We start from the raw sequence: 15,190 nt of genomic DNA, 5'->3' as shown, positions 1-15,190 counted from the left end.
TAAATAAAACACACAAATCTCTTCATTTATAAATCAGAACTCGTTTATGCGAATTGGTATTTTCTTCGGGGGGCAGTCCAGAGAGCGTGAAATAGCTTTTGCTGGTGGAAGAACCGTTTATGATAACCTCAACAAAGAACTTTTTGAGCCTATTCCTATTTTTGTAGATAGTTTAGGCAATTTTATATTATTAGACTGGCAGTATTTATACAAAGGAACAATCAGAGATTTTTTCCCACCTACAGCTTATCAGCCCAAAAATTTTCAGATTTATTTGGAATCTGTGCAAAACTTGGATGATGCAAAACTGCAAAATATTATTTCGGAAGTAGGCAAGAAAATAGAACCCCACGAATTTAAAAACCTTTTCGATTTTGCTTTTTTGGCTCTTCATGGCTCACAAGGCGAAGATGGGGCTATTCAAGGGCTTTTGGAGTGGTATGGCTTACCTTATTCGGGTTGTGGAATATTACCCTCAGCTATCGGAACAGATAAAAGCGTACAAGCAGATTTACTGGCTCAGTATGGTTTCAGGCGTCCCAAATATCTGACTATTAAGAAAAAAGATTATCTGAAAAATTTTTATAAAGGCGATATTTTAGAGTGGCTCGTAGCTAAAATTGGCTTGCCAATGGTGATTAAAGCACCGAATCAGGGTTCTTCTATTGGTATTTCGATTCTCAACGAAAAAGATAATCATGCTTTTCATCAACTGATTTCCAAAGCGTTTTTTATTGAAGAAATTTCTGGTAGAAAATGGAAAAACTATTCAGAACAAGAACGTTGGGCATTTATTACACATATTACAGATATTCGTGAAGGTGTAGGCTTTCCACTAGAATTACACTTGATAGCTCAAAATTTAGATGGTACAAGAGATCATCTCAAAGATGCAGGCATTATTTACCATCCTGAAGAGCTTTGGAAACAGTTGGACGTATTACTTACAGAAAATCATTACAAGGCAGTTTTGATGGCTGTAAGCCACGAAGAAAGCATCCTGATTGAGCGTTTCATTATTGGAAAAGAGTTTTCGTGTATTGTCATTGAAGACGAAAATGGTGAACCTGTAGCATTACCACCTACCGAAATTGTTAAAAAAGCTGATTTATTTGATTACAGAGCAAAATATCTACCTGGTATCAGCCGAAAAGTAACACCTATAGATTTGCCCAAAGAACAAATAGAAGCTATCAGACAAGAATGTTGCAAATTATTCAAAAATATCAAAGCTGATGTATATGCTCGTATTGATGGTTTCATCAATGCTTTGGGAGAAATCTATCTCAACGACCCCAACACTACATCAGGAATGTTGCCTTCCTCTTTCTTTTTTCATCAGGCGGCAGAGATAGGGCTAAATCCTTCTCAATTCCTGACTTATATTATTAGAACTTCGCTGGCAGCAAGGGCAAAGACGCCTAAAAATAATTATTTCATTACCAAGCAATTAGAGGCTTTAGACAAAGGTATTTTAAATAACCAGAATAACCCAACACCCAAAATCAAGGTGGCTGTTGTGATGGGTGGATATTCATCAGAAAGGCATATTTCTGTGGAAAGTGGTAGAAATATCTACGAAAAACTTGCTTCTTCTGGCAAATATGAGCCGATACCTGTGTTTCTGACAGGTAATGACGAACACCACGAATTATATCTGATTCCGATTAATGTGATGCTCAAAGACAATGCTGATGACATCAAGGAAAAAGCTCAGCATACTAAAAAACATGAAATTTTAGAGAAAATTAGAATCGAAGCCAAAGAAATAACCCAAAAGTATGCTCAAAAAGTTATTTTTGATGCTCAAAGAATATCATATCAAGACCTTAAAAACCTTGTAGATGAAGTATTTATCGCCTTACATGGCAGACCAGGTGAAGATGGTGCTTTACAAAAAGAACTCATTAAAGTAGGCTTACCTTATAACGGCTCAGGAGTAGAAAGCTCTCAAATTACCATCAATAAGTACGAAACCAACGAGATATTAGCTAAAAAAGGTATTTTGGTAGCCAAACATCAGCTTGTTTTTAAAGATAAGTGGTTTGAAAATCAGAGTGAACAAATAGATATTTTGGAAAAGGAATTTGGTTATCCAATCATAGCCAAACCAGCTGATGATGGTTGTAGCTCTGCTGTGAAGAAAATCAAATCGAGAGAGGAGTTACTGGCTTATGCTGAAATGAGTTTCAGGGATATGGATGCCTTTTTACCACAACCCAGTCAGGTTTTGAAACTTAAAACAGGAGAGGAATTCCCAAAGCGTACATACTTTTTAGTAGAGGAACTGATTGAGAAGAAAGAGGCTGTTCATTTCTTGGAAATAACAGGAGGGATGCTCACTACACGCAACGCAGATGGAAGCAGAAACTATGATGTTTTTGAGCCTTCCGAAACGCTTGCCACAGGTGAGGTGTTGAGCCTTGAAGAGAAATTTTTGGCAGGAGAGGGGCAGAATATTACACCTGCCAGATTTGCCAAAACACTTGACGAAAACAAGCGAATTTCGGCAGAAGTACGTAAAACCCTCCAGAAAACGGCTGAAATATTGAATGTAGAAGGCTATTGTCGTATTGATGCCTTTGTGCGTGTGTATGCAGACGGAAGGGTGGAAACAATTATTATTGAAATAAACTCTCTGCCAGGCATGACGCCTGCTACCTGCATTTTCCATCAGGCAGCCCTCGAAAACTACAAACCCTACCAATTTATAGATAAAATCTTGGAATACGGCAGAGGAATGTAATTTGAGTTATAAGTGATGAGTTATAAATTAAAAGGAGTTTGAATATTCAAACTCCTTTTTTTATATTTAAAAGCATAAAATTTTAGTGATATGAAATTAATAAAATCCTTATGGATAGCTTTTTGTTTAATGTGGCAGTCTGTATTTGCTACTACTTGGGATGAGCCTTGGCAAGATAAAATAATGAAAGAAGCTGATTATTTTGTATTTGCAAAAGTTTTATCAGTTGATGAAGAAAAAGGGATGAGAATCAAGATAATAAAACAATTAGCAGGAAGTAAACTTGATAAAGAAATATTTATTTCTGGTTTTTACTTACTTAGAATTTGTAGTATGTCAGGAGGGCATGGACCAGAATTTAAATTTGAGACAAATGATGAGCTTTATCTTTTTATAAAACAAGATAAAAAAGGAAACTATGAAATACCCACACCCACATCTGGTTTTGCGTATATTTATGAAAATAAAGTTGCTGCAACTTATCGCCACAGTTATCATCAAGCATTGATAGACATTGAAACATATGAAAAAACAATGATAGCTATTTTTAATAATTATCATAACCAATCTTACGATAAAAAATATATAAATAGCTTGATAGATAAATATTTAGGAATACAGCCTGTCAAACCAAGTAAAGAGAATATGGAAACTTTTTATTATCAACATGTGGCATTAGAGTGTATCTATCATCTTCGTTTAACAGGTTTTTTTGAAAAAATTAATCCATTTGTTGATTTTGAAGATAACCCTCATTTGCAAATATCAGCAGTTAGGGCTTTAATAGCTTATAATACACAAGAAAGTAAAAATATTTTAATGAAATTTATAGAAAATAAAGAAACACCACCTTTTTTACAAGTGATGTGTATTTGGAGTCTGAGGGAGCTAAAACCAAAAGAACTAAAAGAAAAACTACAAAAAATAAGTTTGACAGCTTCTGAAGAGGACAGTGGGTTTGGAGGAAATTTCATGGATCCTAGAGTATGTACTCATGTACCAACTGTTAAAGAGGCTATAGAAGAATTAGTTTCAACATTATAGAGAATTACTATATGGGAAAAGAAGTTAATCAAATGAGTTACGATAAACTAAGAATGAATGTTCGTACTGTGTTTGAAGAAACTTATATTATAGAAGTAATATTAGAAAGATGTCTCTAGAGTTTGAGAACATACTAAATTTACTAAAAAGTGGTGATAGCGAAAATATTCGTTTGGCTTTTCTGTTGTTAAAAAACCATGAAACTGAATTTGAAGTACACTTTAAAGTAAAACTCGAAGAATATGAAGCTTTAATGGCTTTTCTGATAGAAAATGAAGCATGGGATTTTGAAACACCTTTTAACAAAATTCAAAGATTAAATTTATTGAGTAAGGGCTTACAAGAATACCCCAAATCTATCTTTTTGCTCAAAAATCTTCATTATCTGAATCTGGCAGATAATCAGCTAAAAATATTACCTTTTCAAATAAAAGAACAGAATCACCTTCGGATATTAGATTTGGTGTACAATGAGTTACAGGCGATCCCTTCAGAGATAAAAGAGCTAAAAAACTTAGAAATACTGTATTTAGGGCATAATCTGATACAGTATCTGCCAACAGAGATTTGTGAACTGATAAAATTACAAGAGTTGTATTTGACTGGTAATCAGATATCCATTATACCTCCCGAAATAGGAAGGCTACAAAATTTAAAAAATCTGACTTTAAGAGAAAACAGACTCCAAAATTTACCCGAAGAAATCGGTTCTCTGCAAAAATTACAAGGCTTAGATTTGTCTGAAAACCAATTCGATGAGTTTCCGATGGTAATTTGTGAGCTAAAGAGTTTAAAACGACTTTTTATCCAAGATAATTCTATACACCTGATACCAGCAGAAATTAGTCAATTACAACATTTACAAGAACTTAATTTTTCTGGAAATAATATAGAAAAACTGCCTTTGGAGATAACGATGTTACAAAATCTAGAGAAATTGACACTACAAGATAACCAGTTGCAATATCTGCCAGCAGAAATCGGTCAGTTACAAAATCTACGAAAATTATATTTAGAAAATAATCAACTCAAAACGCTTCCAAAGGAACTTAAAAGTTTAGATAAATGTAAAATCTATGTATATGGAAACCCAATCCTTACAGAAGAACTACAAGATTGGGAGAATATTGTTCTATAAAAAAACTAGTTAATTCTATAAGCCATGAAAGGACTTTTGATAAAATGGATAGTTTTTATTTTTATATTTTTTGGATGTTCTGATGATAAAAACCCACAAAGTCATCAGAAATATATAGCAAAAAAGATATTTAGGGAACTTCCTTTACAAGATTCTCTGAGCATAGATACTGCAAAATATAACCAAAATAAAGAAATGGTAAAGGCTATCAAAGAAGCTGATAGTGTGTTTTTAATTAGTCATACATCTTTTGGTATAGGTTCAGAACCAATAGTAAAAGAGAATCAAATAAATAAAAGTGTAGTGAGAGAGTATATCAAAATATCCAATAAAAGTAGAGTAAGGCTTATTCATATTCTTGCAAAAGACAATAAGCCAGAAACAGATTTTACATCGTTTTGTTTTGAACCTCACCATGCGATTATTCTGTTTTTAGAAGGAAAAACTTCTTATATCAATATTTGTTTTAACTGCCGGAACTATCAGCTTGAAGATGATGAAAGAAAATATAGTTTTGATCGTCAGAAATGGGAAGAACTAAAAACTTATTTTATAGGTTTAGGATTCAAATATGAATTAAGAAAAAAATAAGGAAGAGTTTTTCCAACATTTGACATGAAAAAATATTTATTGCTGCTTAATTATGTAGATAAAACCATATCTACGAGTTATAAAGGGATATGTCGGGCTGGTTTATTTCGAAATAATTCTATTACAGAGCAAGATTTAGATAAATGGAAATTTTGGTTAGAAGCTGCTAATCAAAGTGATGAGCGAGGTTTTTTTGAAGAAAAATCTGATGCTATTAAAATTGCGAAAGAATTTAAAACATTGGGTGAAGATTTTGATGTGGTGGAATGTATAAATGTTTCAGAACAAGATGTAAAATTAAAATATCAAAATGAGCAGACGGTTTTTTTAGGTTACGATGTATGTGATACTCAACTGCATTCTCTTATATTTTGGAGAGGATATGATAGATTTCCTAACTTGGCAGTTAGATTTGAAGAGTGTAATATTTTAGAATATTTATCACTTCACTATCATGCATCTAAACTCAATGAAAATAAATTATTTGATGCCCATAAAGATGCTCAAATTTTTCTAAAAACAGAGGAGTTTATGAATGCTTCAAATTCATCTTTGAATCAATTACATATATCAAAAGAAAACCCTATTTTTATCTACAAGTTATATCAAATAATCATTTAAAATGCTTCAGATTAATTACATCAAAGGAGATGCGACATCTCCACAGGCGAAAGGCATTAAAATTATTGCTCATATTTGTAATAATATAGGAGGCTGGGGAAAAGGTTTTGTAGTAGCCATTTCCAAAAGATGGGAAGAACCAGAAGAAGCTTACAGAAAATGGCACAGAGATAGAGCCAGCAACGATTTTAAACTGGGTAGTATCCAAATTGTACAAGTAGAAGAATACATCTATGTAGCCAATATGATAGGACAACAAGGTATCAAAACGGGTAGCAATGGTGTCCCGATTCGTTACGAAGCTGTAGAAGAATGTTTGGAAAAACTAGCAGAAAAAGCTTTAGAACTGGGTGCATCAGTACACATGCCCCGAATTGGCTGTGGGCTTGCAGGTGGTAAATGGGAGAAAATAGAGCCTCTCATTGAAAAAACACTGATTGCCAATAATATTTCTACAACAATTTACGATTTTGAATGATATTTGTAGTTTTCATTTTATAAAATTTTACATCTAAATTCGTAACACTATGAAAAATGTTTTTGTAAGCTTTATGCTTGTTTTCTTGTTTGTTTATCAAGCTTCTGCTCAAATATTGTATGAAGCTTTTGATAAATATGGTAAGCCTGTCAAAAATTACGAATATAAATCTGATAAAATATTATCTGATGCTAAAAAACGAATTAAAATTGAATCAGATTTTTATACTTATGAACATGAAAATGGTTATATAACCATTGGAGACCATGATAGAGCCAGTGTAGTAGTTTATGACTCAAAAGGAAAGTGGGTGGAAACACAAATATATAGTTACTACTTGCGTTCAAAAAAAGCAGAATACAATAAAATCAAAGAAAGCTTAAAAAAGTCTCTACAAGATAGTGGATATAAGGCAGATGTATATGATGATGATTTTTACTATACTAAAATCATCAATAAAAAGGGTGCTTGGTACGAAGTAAATGCCATCCCGTTAGCTGATGCCCAAAAATGGGGAACAGCCATTATCTCAGATAAATATAAGTTTGTAAAATTCATACCCAAATAAATATTATTTTGTCTGTCAAGTGTTTAGAAATGAGTAAGGAATGAAGGATATATGCCTTTCTTCCTTACTTTTTTTGATAAAAAGTCGGGTAGTTTTCACATCTAATAAAACTTCTTAAAATATCTTGTTTGCTCCTCACATTTTTTACGGAGTGTTTAGATTACTTTGTTACAGTTAATCACACCAAACACAATACAAATATGAAAGAGTTAGAAAAAGAAGACATTATATTTTTCTTGAAAGTTAATAATGACTTGTATCTAGTGAATTCCTCAAGCCAAGAGTTAGAAGGGTTGGTGTACTCTACATGGAGAAACTCATTGGAAAATGAAAGCATGAAATATTTTTATAAAGTAGATAAGCTACCAGCTAAGAGTATTTCTAAAATTTCTCAAGAGAATGCTTTTCTTGGAAATAGTTATAATTTGGAATCTTATAATGAAGAAGATATAGAAAACTTAGTAAGCAAGAAAGTAAATGATTTGAGCAACCTAGCTGATTATAACCCCAATGTATATTTCCTAAGGCAAGAACTAGGGAATGTTTAGCCTAAAATGTAAAAAAGTCCTAAATTTTTTAGGACTTTTTTTATTGTGATTTCAATAATTAAAGCATATATTGGTTTATTCAATTAAGATATACTTGTATGCTTTAAAACACCACTATGAATTTTAAAGTTTTTATTGTAGAAGATGACCCTTGGTATGGGCAATTATTGCAACATCATCTTTCATTAAACCCTGATTATGAAATATCTTTGTTTGTAACAGCCAAAGATTTACTCAATAACTTGTATAAGCTACCTGATTTAGTTTGTATGGATTTTGGTTTGCCTGATATGACAGGTGAAAAACTCCTCAAAGAAATCCAGAATAGAAATAAAAATATTCCAGTTATTATTATAAGTGGACAAGAAGACATTGTTGTGGCTGTTAATCTACTCAAAACAGGAGCTAAAGATTATATTATCAAAGATGAGCATACCAAAGACCTACTTTGGAAGTCTGTTATCAATATCAGAGAGAATATTTCACTTAAAAAAGAGGTAGAAGAACTAAAAGAACAACTAGAACATAAATATGCTTTAGAAGATAGTATAATAGGAAAAAGTGATGCCATCAAAAAAACATTCTCATTAGTTCAAAAGGCAATTCAATCAAATATTAATGTGTCCTTAACAGGCGAAACAGGAACTGGAAAAGAAGTTTTTGCCAAGACTATCCACTATCATAGTGAAAGAAAGAAAAAGCCTTTTATTACAATAAATATGGCTGCTATACCTTCCAATTTAGTAGAAAGTGAACTATTTGGGTATGAAAAAGGTGCTTTTACAGGAGCTTTAAACACAAAAAAAGGGAAATTTGAGGAAGCTCATGGAGGAACATTATTCTTAGATGAGATTGGAGAACTTGAACTCTCTTTACAAAGTAAACTTTTAAGAGTAATTCAGGAAAGAGAAATTGTAAAAGTAGGAAGCAACAAGCCCATATCTATAGATATAAGACTGATTACGGCAACTCATAAAAATCTTGCAGAAGAAGTAAAAAAGGGAAATTTTAGAGAAGATTTATTTTTTAGAGTAGTAGGTTTACCTATTGAACTACCTCCATTACGAGAACGGCAAAATGATGTATTGATTTTGGCTAAATATTTTATAGATGAATATGGCAAACAAAATAAAATAAAATCTATTAGCTTGTCTGAAGATGCTAAAACAAAGCTTAAAAAATATACTTTCCCTGGTAATGTCAGAGAATTAAAAGCTGTGATAGACTTGGCTTGTGTAATGTGTAATAACAATGAAATCAAAGCAGAAGATATTACTTTTTACCAATTGAATAATAATCCAACTTATTCATTGACTGAAAAAACTTTAAAAGAATACGAAAACGAAATTATTAGCCACTATCTAAAGAAATATGATAGTAATGTGTTGTTGGTGGCTGAAAAATTGGATATTGGCAAATCTAAAATTTATAATCTTATCAAAAATGGTGAAATCAAAATAGACTAAGATTATGTATGGTATTGTAAATAAGGCAATTGAAGAATTGGTTGTTGAAAATTTCGGTTCTGAAAAATGGGAATCTGTCAAAGAACGCAGTGGGGTAGATGTTGACTTTTTTATCAGTAATGAGCCTTATGATGATGAGGTGACTTTTAAATTAGCTACTGCTGTTTCTGATGAAATGAATATATCTATTTCGGATGTCTTGAAGGCTTTTGGTGAATGGTGGATATTAAGGACTGGAAAAGAAAAATATGGTTATCTGATGGAAAGTGGTGGAAATTCACTTAGAGATTTTCTAATAAACTTACCACTATTTCATAATCGGGTCATGATGATATATCCAAAGCTGACTCCTCCTGAGTTTAAAATCAGTGATATTACAGAAAATAGTTTACATGTACATTACATTTCAAAACGTATAGGGCTTACAGACTTTGTTCATGGGCTTCTGACAGGTTTAGGCAAATTCTATGATGTGCCTATTGCTTTAGAACTCATTGAAACCAAAAATGAAAAATATACACACAAGGTCTTCAAAGTTGTATGGAACTAAATATAAAATTTTCGAAAGAACAATTAGATAAACTATTTCCATTTTATATCGAATTTGATGCACAAGGGGCTATTGTTTCGCAAGGAATTAGTAGTGAAAAACTGTTTGGAGATATTACTGGAAGTTTATTTACTTCTGAATTTATTTTAGAACGTCCCTATATCACAAATTGGGGGGTAAAAGATATTTCTGAAAATATCAGACAAGTCTTCTTCATTCGATATAAAACTGATGATATAATTTTTAGAGGACAATTTGAGCAAGTTTATGAAAAGGATACACTCTTATTTATAGGTTCACCTTGGGTAAAAAACATAGATTTTCTCAAAGAAAAAAAACTCTATTTACAAGACTTTGCATTACACGACCCTACTTTCGATTTTTTACATATATTCAAGCAAATAGAGATTAACAATGATGAAATAAAATTACTTTTAAGTAGGTTAAAGGCTCAGTCTGAGCAAATTAAGAAGTCTGAAGCTCAATATAGAAGTATGCTTGATAAGGCTTCTGATATTATTTATAAAATTAATGCAGAATTAGATTTTATTTATGTGAATCCTGCAGCAGAAGGTATTTTAGGTTATAGCTCACAAGAAATTTTAACAAAAAAAGTAAAAGATATTATACGAAGTGATTTCAAAGAACAAATTGTAGAAAAGTTAGAAAACCAAATAGATAAAAATGTTAACTCCTCTTATTCTGAATTTCCGATTCTGACGAAAGAGGGAGATGAAAGATGGCTTGGACAAAGTGTACAATTGTCTTACAATCAGGAAAAAATAGAACTTGTAGCTCTAGCCATTGATATTACAAAACAAAAATTAAGTGAATTTGCTCTTATTGAGACCAACAGACGTTTAGAGCTTCTTTCAAATTTAATTAATAATACATCTGATGCATTCCAAATTTCAACAGAAACAGGAGAACTTTATTATATCAATAAAATTGCAGAAGAACGTTTAGGAATCAAACAAGAAGAATGTAGTAAATACAAAGTTCAAGATTTTGAGGCGATTTTCAGAAAAGAAGGAGAATGGGAAAAACATATAAACTATCTTAAATCTAATAAAACACTGGTTATAGAGGGTGTCAATACAAACCAAGCTACTCAAAAATATTTTCCTGTGGAAGTAACTGTCCAATATTTGGAAATAGCTGGAAAAGGTTTTGTAGTAGCTAACTCAAGAGACATTACAGAACGAAAATTTGCTGAAAACCAATTACTTGATGCTAAACAAAAATTAGAAAGTATTTTTAATGAAATGACAGATGTAGTTTGGTCAGCAAGTTTACCTGACTATAAACTTATTTTTGCTACCCCTTCTGTTGAAAAATTACTGGGTGAAAAATTAGATTATTGGTTTGATACTCCAAAATGGTGGGAAAAGGCTATTCACCCAAACGATTTATCTATTATATCTTTAGTTTTAGAAACACTCAAACAGTATGGAGAATATACTGTAAAGCATCGTGTAGTAACCAACACAGGCGAAGTAAAATGGGTAAGAAATAAAGGAAAAATTATTTATAATGAAAAAGGTGAACCTATTCGTATAGATGGAGTATTGGTAGATAGAACTTCACAGTTTTTTGCAGAAGATAACTTGATTCAAGAGGTAAGATTGCAAGAAATTCTAATAGATATTGCTTCTACTTATATCAATCTGGACTTGGGACAAGTAGAAACTACTATCAATAAATCTTTAGAGAAATTAGGGCTTTTTGTGGAAGCTGACAGAGCTTATATTTTTGACTACGATTTTGATAATAATACTACTTCCAATACTTATGAATGGTGTTATAACAATATAAGTGCAGAAATTAATAACCTTCAAGATGTTCCTATTGAGTTCTTTCCTCAATGGGTAGAAAAACATAAAAAAGGTGAACCTTTCTATGTTCCAGATGTATTAGCTCTTGAAGATGATGGAGAAGGTGGACTTAAATCTATTTTAGAGCCTCAAGGTATAAAAAGTTTAATCTCAATTCCTATGATAGATGGTAAAACATTGGTAGGTTTTGTGGGTTTCGATTCTGTACAAAAACATCATGAATACTCTGAAAAAGAAAAAAGATTATTGTTTCTTTTTGGACAAATGCTCATCAATATCAGAAATAGACAGAAATGGGAGAAACAATTAACTATTCAAGAAGAGAAATTTAGAAATATTATCGCAAACATGAATTTGGGGCTTTTGGAAGTAGATAATGATGATACCATCATTTTTGCTAACCAGAGTTTCTGTGAAATGTCAGGATATACCTTAAACGAACTGAAAGGGTGTAAAGCATCAGAAAAGTTTATTGAGGCGGATAAAAAAGAGATGATAGCTACAAAAAATAAAGCTCGAGAGCATGGTATTTCGGATAGTTATGAGTTAGAAGTTTTTAATAAAAAAGGTGAAAAACGTTGGTGGTTTATCAGTGGAGCACCTAACTACAATGATAAAGGGCAATTGATAGGAAGTATAGGGATTCATCTGGATATAACAGAACAAAAAATTCTTGAAAAACAGCTTGCAGAAGCTAAATCGTTTGCGGAAGCAGCAGCTAAAGCTAAAGAATTGTTTTTAGCGAATATGAGCCATGAAATTAGAACTCCTTTAAATGTAATTATTGGGATGGTTCGACAGCTCAACAAGGAAAATCTTAATATACAGCAACAGTTTTATGTTAAACAATCTGAATCTTCGGCTAAACATCTACTAACTATTGTAAACAATATATTAGATATCGCAAAAATTGAGTCTGGAGAGTTAGATGTTATCAATAAAGAGTTTAGTTTGAATGCTTTAGCATACAACGTACAAAGTATTTTGTACTCACAAACAAAAGAAAAAAAGTTGGATTTCAGACTTCAGGTAAGTCCTGATATAAAACCAGCTTTGATTGGTGACGAGGTTAGAATAAAGCAAGTCTTAATTAACTTGATAGGAAATGCTATCAAATTTACAGAAGAAGGTTTTGTGAGTCTTTCAGTTAATGTTATAGAAATATCAGAAAATAAACAAAAAATCAAGTTTGAAATAGAAGATAGTGGAATAGGCATGTCACAAGCATTTATTTCAAGAATTTTTGATAAATTCTCTCAAGAACAAGATTCTGCAAATCGCAAATTTGAAGGCACTGGTTTAGGAATGGCTATTTCTCATGATTTGGTAAAACTAATGGGGGGAGAACTTGAAGTGCAAAGTATGAAAGGAAAAGGAACGAAATGTACTTTTGAACTGGAATTGCCTATTGGAGAAGCTTCAAAATTAATAACACAAAGTAATAACATTAAAAAAGATGAATTTAAAGGTTGTAAGGTACTACTTGCAGAAGATAATGAAATGAACAGATTTATAGCCGTACAAAGTTTGGCATATTTAGGATGTGATATTGTAGAGGCTGAAAATGGACAAATAGCTGTTGATATATTGAAAAAAGAATCTTTTCATTTGATTTTAATGGATATTCAGATGCCTGAAATGGATGGTGTAGAAGCTACACAATATATCCGAAACACCCTAAAATTAGAGATACCTATTATAGCCCTAACAGCCAATGCTTTTAAACACGATATAGAATTGTATTTATCTAAAGGAATGAACGATTTTATTACCAAACCTTATGATGAACAAGAATTCTTTAGGAAAATAGAGCATTACTTAAATCAGTCTATACAAAAATTATCAGATGCAAAACCAGATGAACAACCAAAGGAATTATTTAATTTGTCATATTTGACAGAAATGAGTAGAGGTAATGAAGCTTTCATTCAAAAAATGCTTCAAATATTTTGTAATATTGTAGAGGAAAATACTAAAGTATTTGAAAAAGCTTTATCAGAGATGGATATTGTAACTCTACAAAAAACAGCTCATAAAATTAAACCTAGTATAGACCAAATGAATATAATTTCTCTAAAAGACAAAATTAGAGTTTTAGAGAAATATCCTATCGAAAATATTGATAAACAGAATTTGACTTCACTAGTAATAGAAATCATAGAATCATTGCGAGTTGTCGCCTCAAAAATAAAAGTATAGAAAAGTTAAATTTTTATGAATATCATATTTAATCCATAATTTTTCCAAATTATGGATTTTTGCTTTTTTATGGAAATAAAACAAATTGAATTTATACGTAATTTTTTGATTATCAGTATTTTGTTTATTTGGTATTTAATTGGCATAGATATAATCAAACATTAAAATATTTACGATTATGTCTAGAAGCGAAAATTTTAAAATATTTATAGTAGATGATGATATATTTCATCTGAATATGGTTGAACAGATTATTCATAATCAAGGTCAAACAGACACAACACTTTTTGAAAGTGGCTTAGACTGCTTAAATCAAATTCATGTAAAACCAGATATTATATTTTTAGATCATTGTATGGATACTTACAATGGTTATGAAGTTCTTAGAAAAATCAAAAGATATGACCCTAATATCTTCACAGTGATGATTTCAGCTCAAGAAGATATTCAAACGGCTATCGATGTACTTAAGAACGGGGCATTTGACTATATTCAGAAAGGAGCAAATCTAGAAGAACAGTTAAAAAACATTTTAACGAAAATTGTAACAGTCAAAGAAATTATCCGTTCTCGCAAACCTTCTATTTTTAAATCAATCTTTCAATATTTATAGTTATGAGGTCTATCATCATATTTGCCATATATATGCTATCGGCACTGCTACTCTTTGCATCATGCAAAACTACTAATCTATTTGTAGATAAAAAAGTCAATAATAGCACAGTTGCTTTAGATAGCATATTTTACTTCAATAAAAATTATCAGTACCACATCCGAAAAGATGACAAAATAAGCATCAGTGTATGGAAACAAGATGATTTGGGTATTGGCTCAAGTTATGGTATTTATAACTCTAATGAAGTATATGGCAAATGGTTGATGGTAGATAGTGATGGAAATATTGAAGTTCCTAAAATAGGAAGACTCTATGTAAAAAACAGAACATTGATTCAACTCAAAGATACTCTAAAAACATTGTTTAGTGAATGGGTAAAAAATCCAATTGTAGATGTAAAAGTCTTGAACAGAGAAATTACAATTATAGGAGAAGTTAGAGACCCACAAGTAATCACAATAGATAAAGAAAAAAATACACTTCTTGAAATGATTGCCAAATGCAAAGGGTTTGAGTTTTATGCCAATGTAAAGCATATTAAGGTATTCAGACAAGTAGGGGAGCATGTACATGTTGCCAACATCAATCTTACAAAATCAGGAGATTATCTAAAGAAAAATATCAATCTAGAACCAGGGGATGTGGTAGTAGTACCTGCCAAAAAATATAAAGAATTTGACAAGAGAATATCCATCATTATCCCTTTTACAACAGCACTTACAGCAGCTGTTATTTTTAAAGGAGCATTTTAAATGATTATAACTATGGGAGAAAGTTTAAGATTTTTAAA

At 31.4% G+C, this 15,190-nt stretch carries 12 protein-coding genes and 1 pseudogene; all 13 read left to right on the top strand.

Translation table 11 applies throughout. The annotated features are described in order from the left end of the window. The first annotated feature begins 46 nt into the window (after positions 1–46). The 13 genes and pseudogenes from AD998_13560 to AD998_13500 all read left to right on the top strand — a co-directional run bounded on the left by AD998_13560 (position 47) and on the right by AD998_13500 (position 15,152). A complete protein-coding gene (locus AD998_13560; GenBank protein KOY87033.1) occupies positions 47–2,746 on the top strand; it encodes a D-alanine--D-alanine ligase in 2,700 nt (899 codons plus the stop codon). 129 nt (positions 2,747–2,875) lie between these two features. Continuing rightward, on the top strand, positions 2,876–3,790 hold the full coding sequence (locus AD998_13555; protein KOY87032.1) for a hypothetical protein: 915 nt from the start codon (positions 2,876–2,878) through the stop codon (positions 3,788–3,790). A gap of 109 nt (positions 3,791–3,899) precedes the next feature. Further along, the gene (locus AD998_13550; GenBank protein KOY87031.1) at positions 3,900–4,928 is read left to right on the top strand and encodes a hypothetical protein; all 1,029 of its coding nucleotides are present in this window, start codon (positions 3,900–3,902) and stop codon (positions 4,926–4,928) included. Between the two features lie 24 nt (positions 4,929–4,952). Next, positions 4,953–5,519 (top strand): hypothetical protein, encoded by a 567-nt coding sequence (locus tag AD998_13545; GenBank protein ID KOY87030.1) that lies wholly within the window; start codon positions 4,953–4,955, stop codon positions 5,517–5,519. Between the two features lie 24 nt (positions 5,520–5,543). After that, the gene (locus tag AD998_13540; GenBank protein KOY87029.1) at positions 5,544–6,140 is read left to right on the top strand and encodes a hypothetical protein; all 597 of its coding nucleotides are present in this window, start codon (positions 5,544–5,546) and stop codon (positions 6,138–6,140) included. 1 nt (position 6,141) lies between these two features. Further along, positions 6,142–6,618: an Appr-1-p processing protein gene (locus AD998_13535; GenBank protein ID KOY87028.1), complete on the top strand. Its 477-nt coding sequence runs from the start codon at positions 6,142–6,144 to the stop codon at positions 6,616–6,618. Positions 6,619–6,667: 49 nt separating this feature from the next. Beyond that, a complete protein-coding gene (locus AD998_13530; GenBank protein ID KOY87027.1) occupies positions 6,668–7,186 on the top strand; it encodes a hypothetical protein in 519 nt (172 codons plus the stop codon). A gap of 200 nt (positions 7,187–7,386) precedes the next feature. Further along, positions 7,387–7,734 (top strand): hypothetical protein, encoded by a 348-nt coding sequence (locus AD998_13525; GenBank protein ID KOY87026.1) that lies wholly within the window; start codon positions 7,387–7,389, stop codon positions 7,732–7,734. Positions 7,735–7,850: 116 nt separating this feature from the next. Next, positions 7,851–9,200, top strand: a complete 1,350-nt coding sequence (locus tag AD998_13520) for a regulator (GenBank protein ID KOY87025.1) — start codon at positions 7,851–7,853, stop codon at positions 9,198–9,200. A gap of 4 nt (positions 9,201–9,204) precedes the next feature. Continuing rightward, positions 9,205–9,750, top strand: coding sequence for a heme NO-binding protein (locus AD998_13515; protein KOY87024.1), 546 nt, complete (start codon positions 9,205–9,207; stop codon positions 9,748–9,750). 2,120 nt (positions 9,751–11,870) lie between these two features. Then, a pseudogene (locus tag AD998_13510) lies at positions 11,871–13,784 on the top strand (hypothetical protein). A gap of 178 nt (positions 13,785–13,962) precedes the next feature. Beyond that, the gene (locus AD998_13505; protein ID KOY87023.1) at positions 13,963–14,397 is read left to right on the top strand and encodes a hypothetical protein; all 435 of its coding nucleotides are present in this window, start codon (positions 13,963–13,965) and stop codon (positions 14,395–14,397) included. 2 nt (positions 14,398–14,399) lie between these two features. Then, positions 14,400–15,152, top strand: coding sequence for a hypothetical protein (locus AD998_13500; GenBank protein KOY87022.1), 753 nt, complete (start codon positions 14,400–14,402; stop codon positions 15,150–15,152). Positions 15,153–15,190 lie beyond the last annotated feature (38 nt).

This window comes from bacterium 336/3 (genome assembly GCA_001281695.1).
Classification (GTDB): domain Bacteria; phylum Bacteroidota; class Bacteroidia; order Cytophagales; family Thermonemataceae; genus Raineya.
Note: the sequence above shows the minus strand (reverse complement) of the source record. Positions and strands in the feature narration are given on the sequence as shown.

Excerpts from the sequence above, each read along its gene's own strand:
- AD998_13560 (KOY87033.1), top strand. The coding sequence starts at position 47 with ATGCGAATTGGTATTTTCTTCGGGGGGCAGTCCAGAGAGCGTGAAATA.
- AD998_13555 (KOY87032.1), top strand. The coding sequence starts at position 2,876 with ATGTGGCAGTCTGTATTTGCTACTACTTGGGATGAGCCTTGGCAAGAT.
- AD998_13550 (KOY87031.1), top strand. The coding sequence starts at position 3,900 with ATGTCTCTAGAGTTTGAGAACATACTAAATTTACTAAAAAGTGGTGAT.
- AD998_13545 (KOY87030.1), top strand. The coding sequence starts at position 4,953 with ATGAAAGGACTTTTGATAAAATGGATAGTTTTTATTTTTATATTTTTT.
- AD998_13540 (KOY87029.1), top strand. The coding sequence starts at position 5,544 with ATGAAAAAATATTTATTGCTGCTTAATTATGTAGATAAAACCATATCT.
- AD998_13535 (KOY87028.1), top strand. The coding sequence starts at position 6,142 with ATGCTTCAGATTAATTACATCAAAGGAGATGCGACATCTCCACAGGCG.
- AD998_13530 (KOY87027.1), top strand. The coding sequence starts at position 6,668 with ATGAAAAATGTTTTTGTAAGCTTTATGCTTGTTTTCTTGTTTGTTTAT.
- AD998_13525 (KOY87026.1), top strand. The coding sequence starts at position 7,387 with ATGAAAGAGTTAGAAAAAGAAGACATTATATTTTTCTTGAAAGTTAAT.
- AD998_13520 (KOY87025.1), top strand. The coding sequence starts at position 7,851 with ATGAATTTTAAAGTTTTTATTGTAGAAGATGACCCTTGGTATGGGCAA.
- AD998_13515 (KOY87024.1), top strand. The coding sequence starts at position 9,205 with ATGTATGGTATTGTAAATAAGGCAATTGAAGAATTGGTTGTTGAAAAT.
- AD998_13505 (KOY87023.1), top strand. The coding sequence starts at position 13,963 with ATGTCTAGAAGCGAAAATTTTAAAATATTTATAGTAGATGATGATATA.
- AD998_13500 (KOY87022.1), top strand. The coding sequence starts at position 14,400 with ATGAGGTCTATCATCATATTTGCCATATATATGCTATCGGCACTGCTA.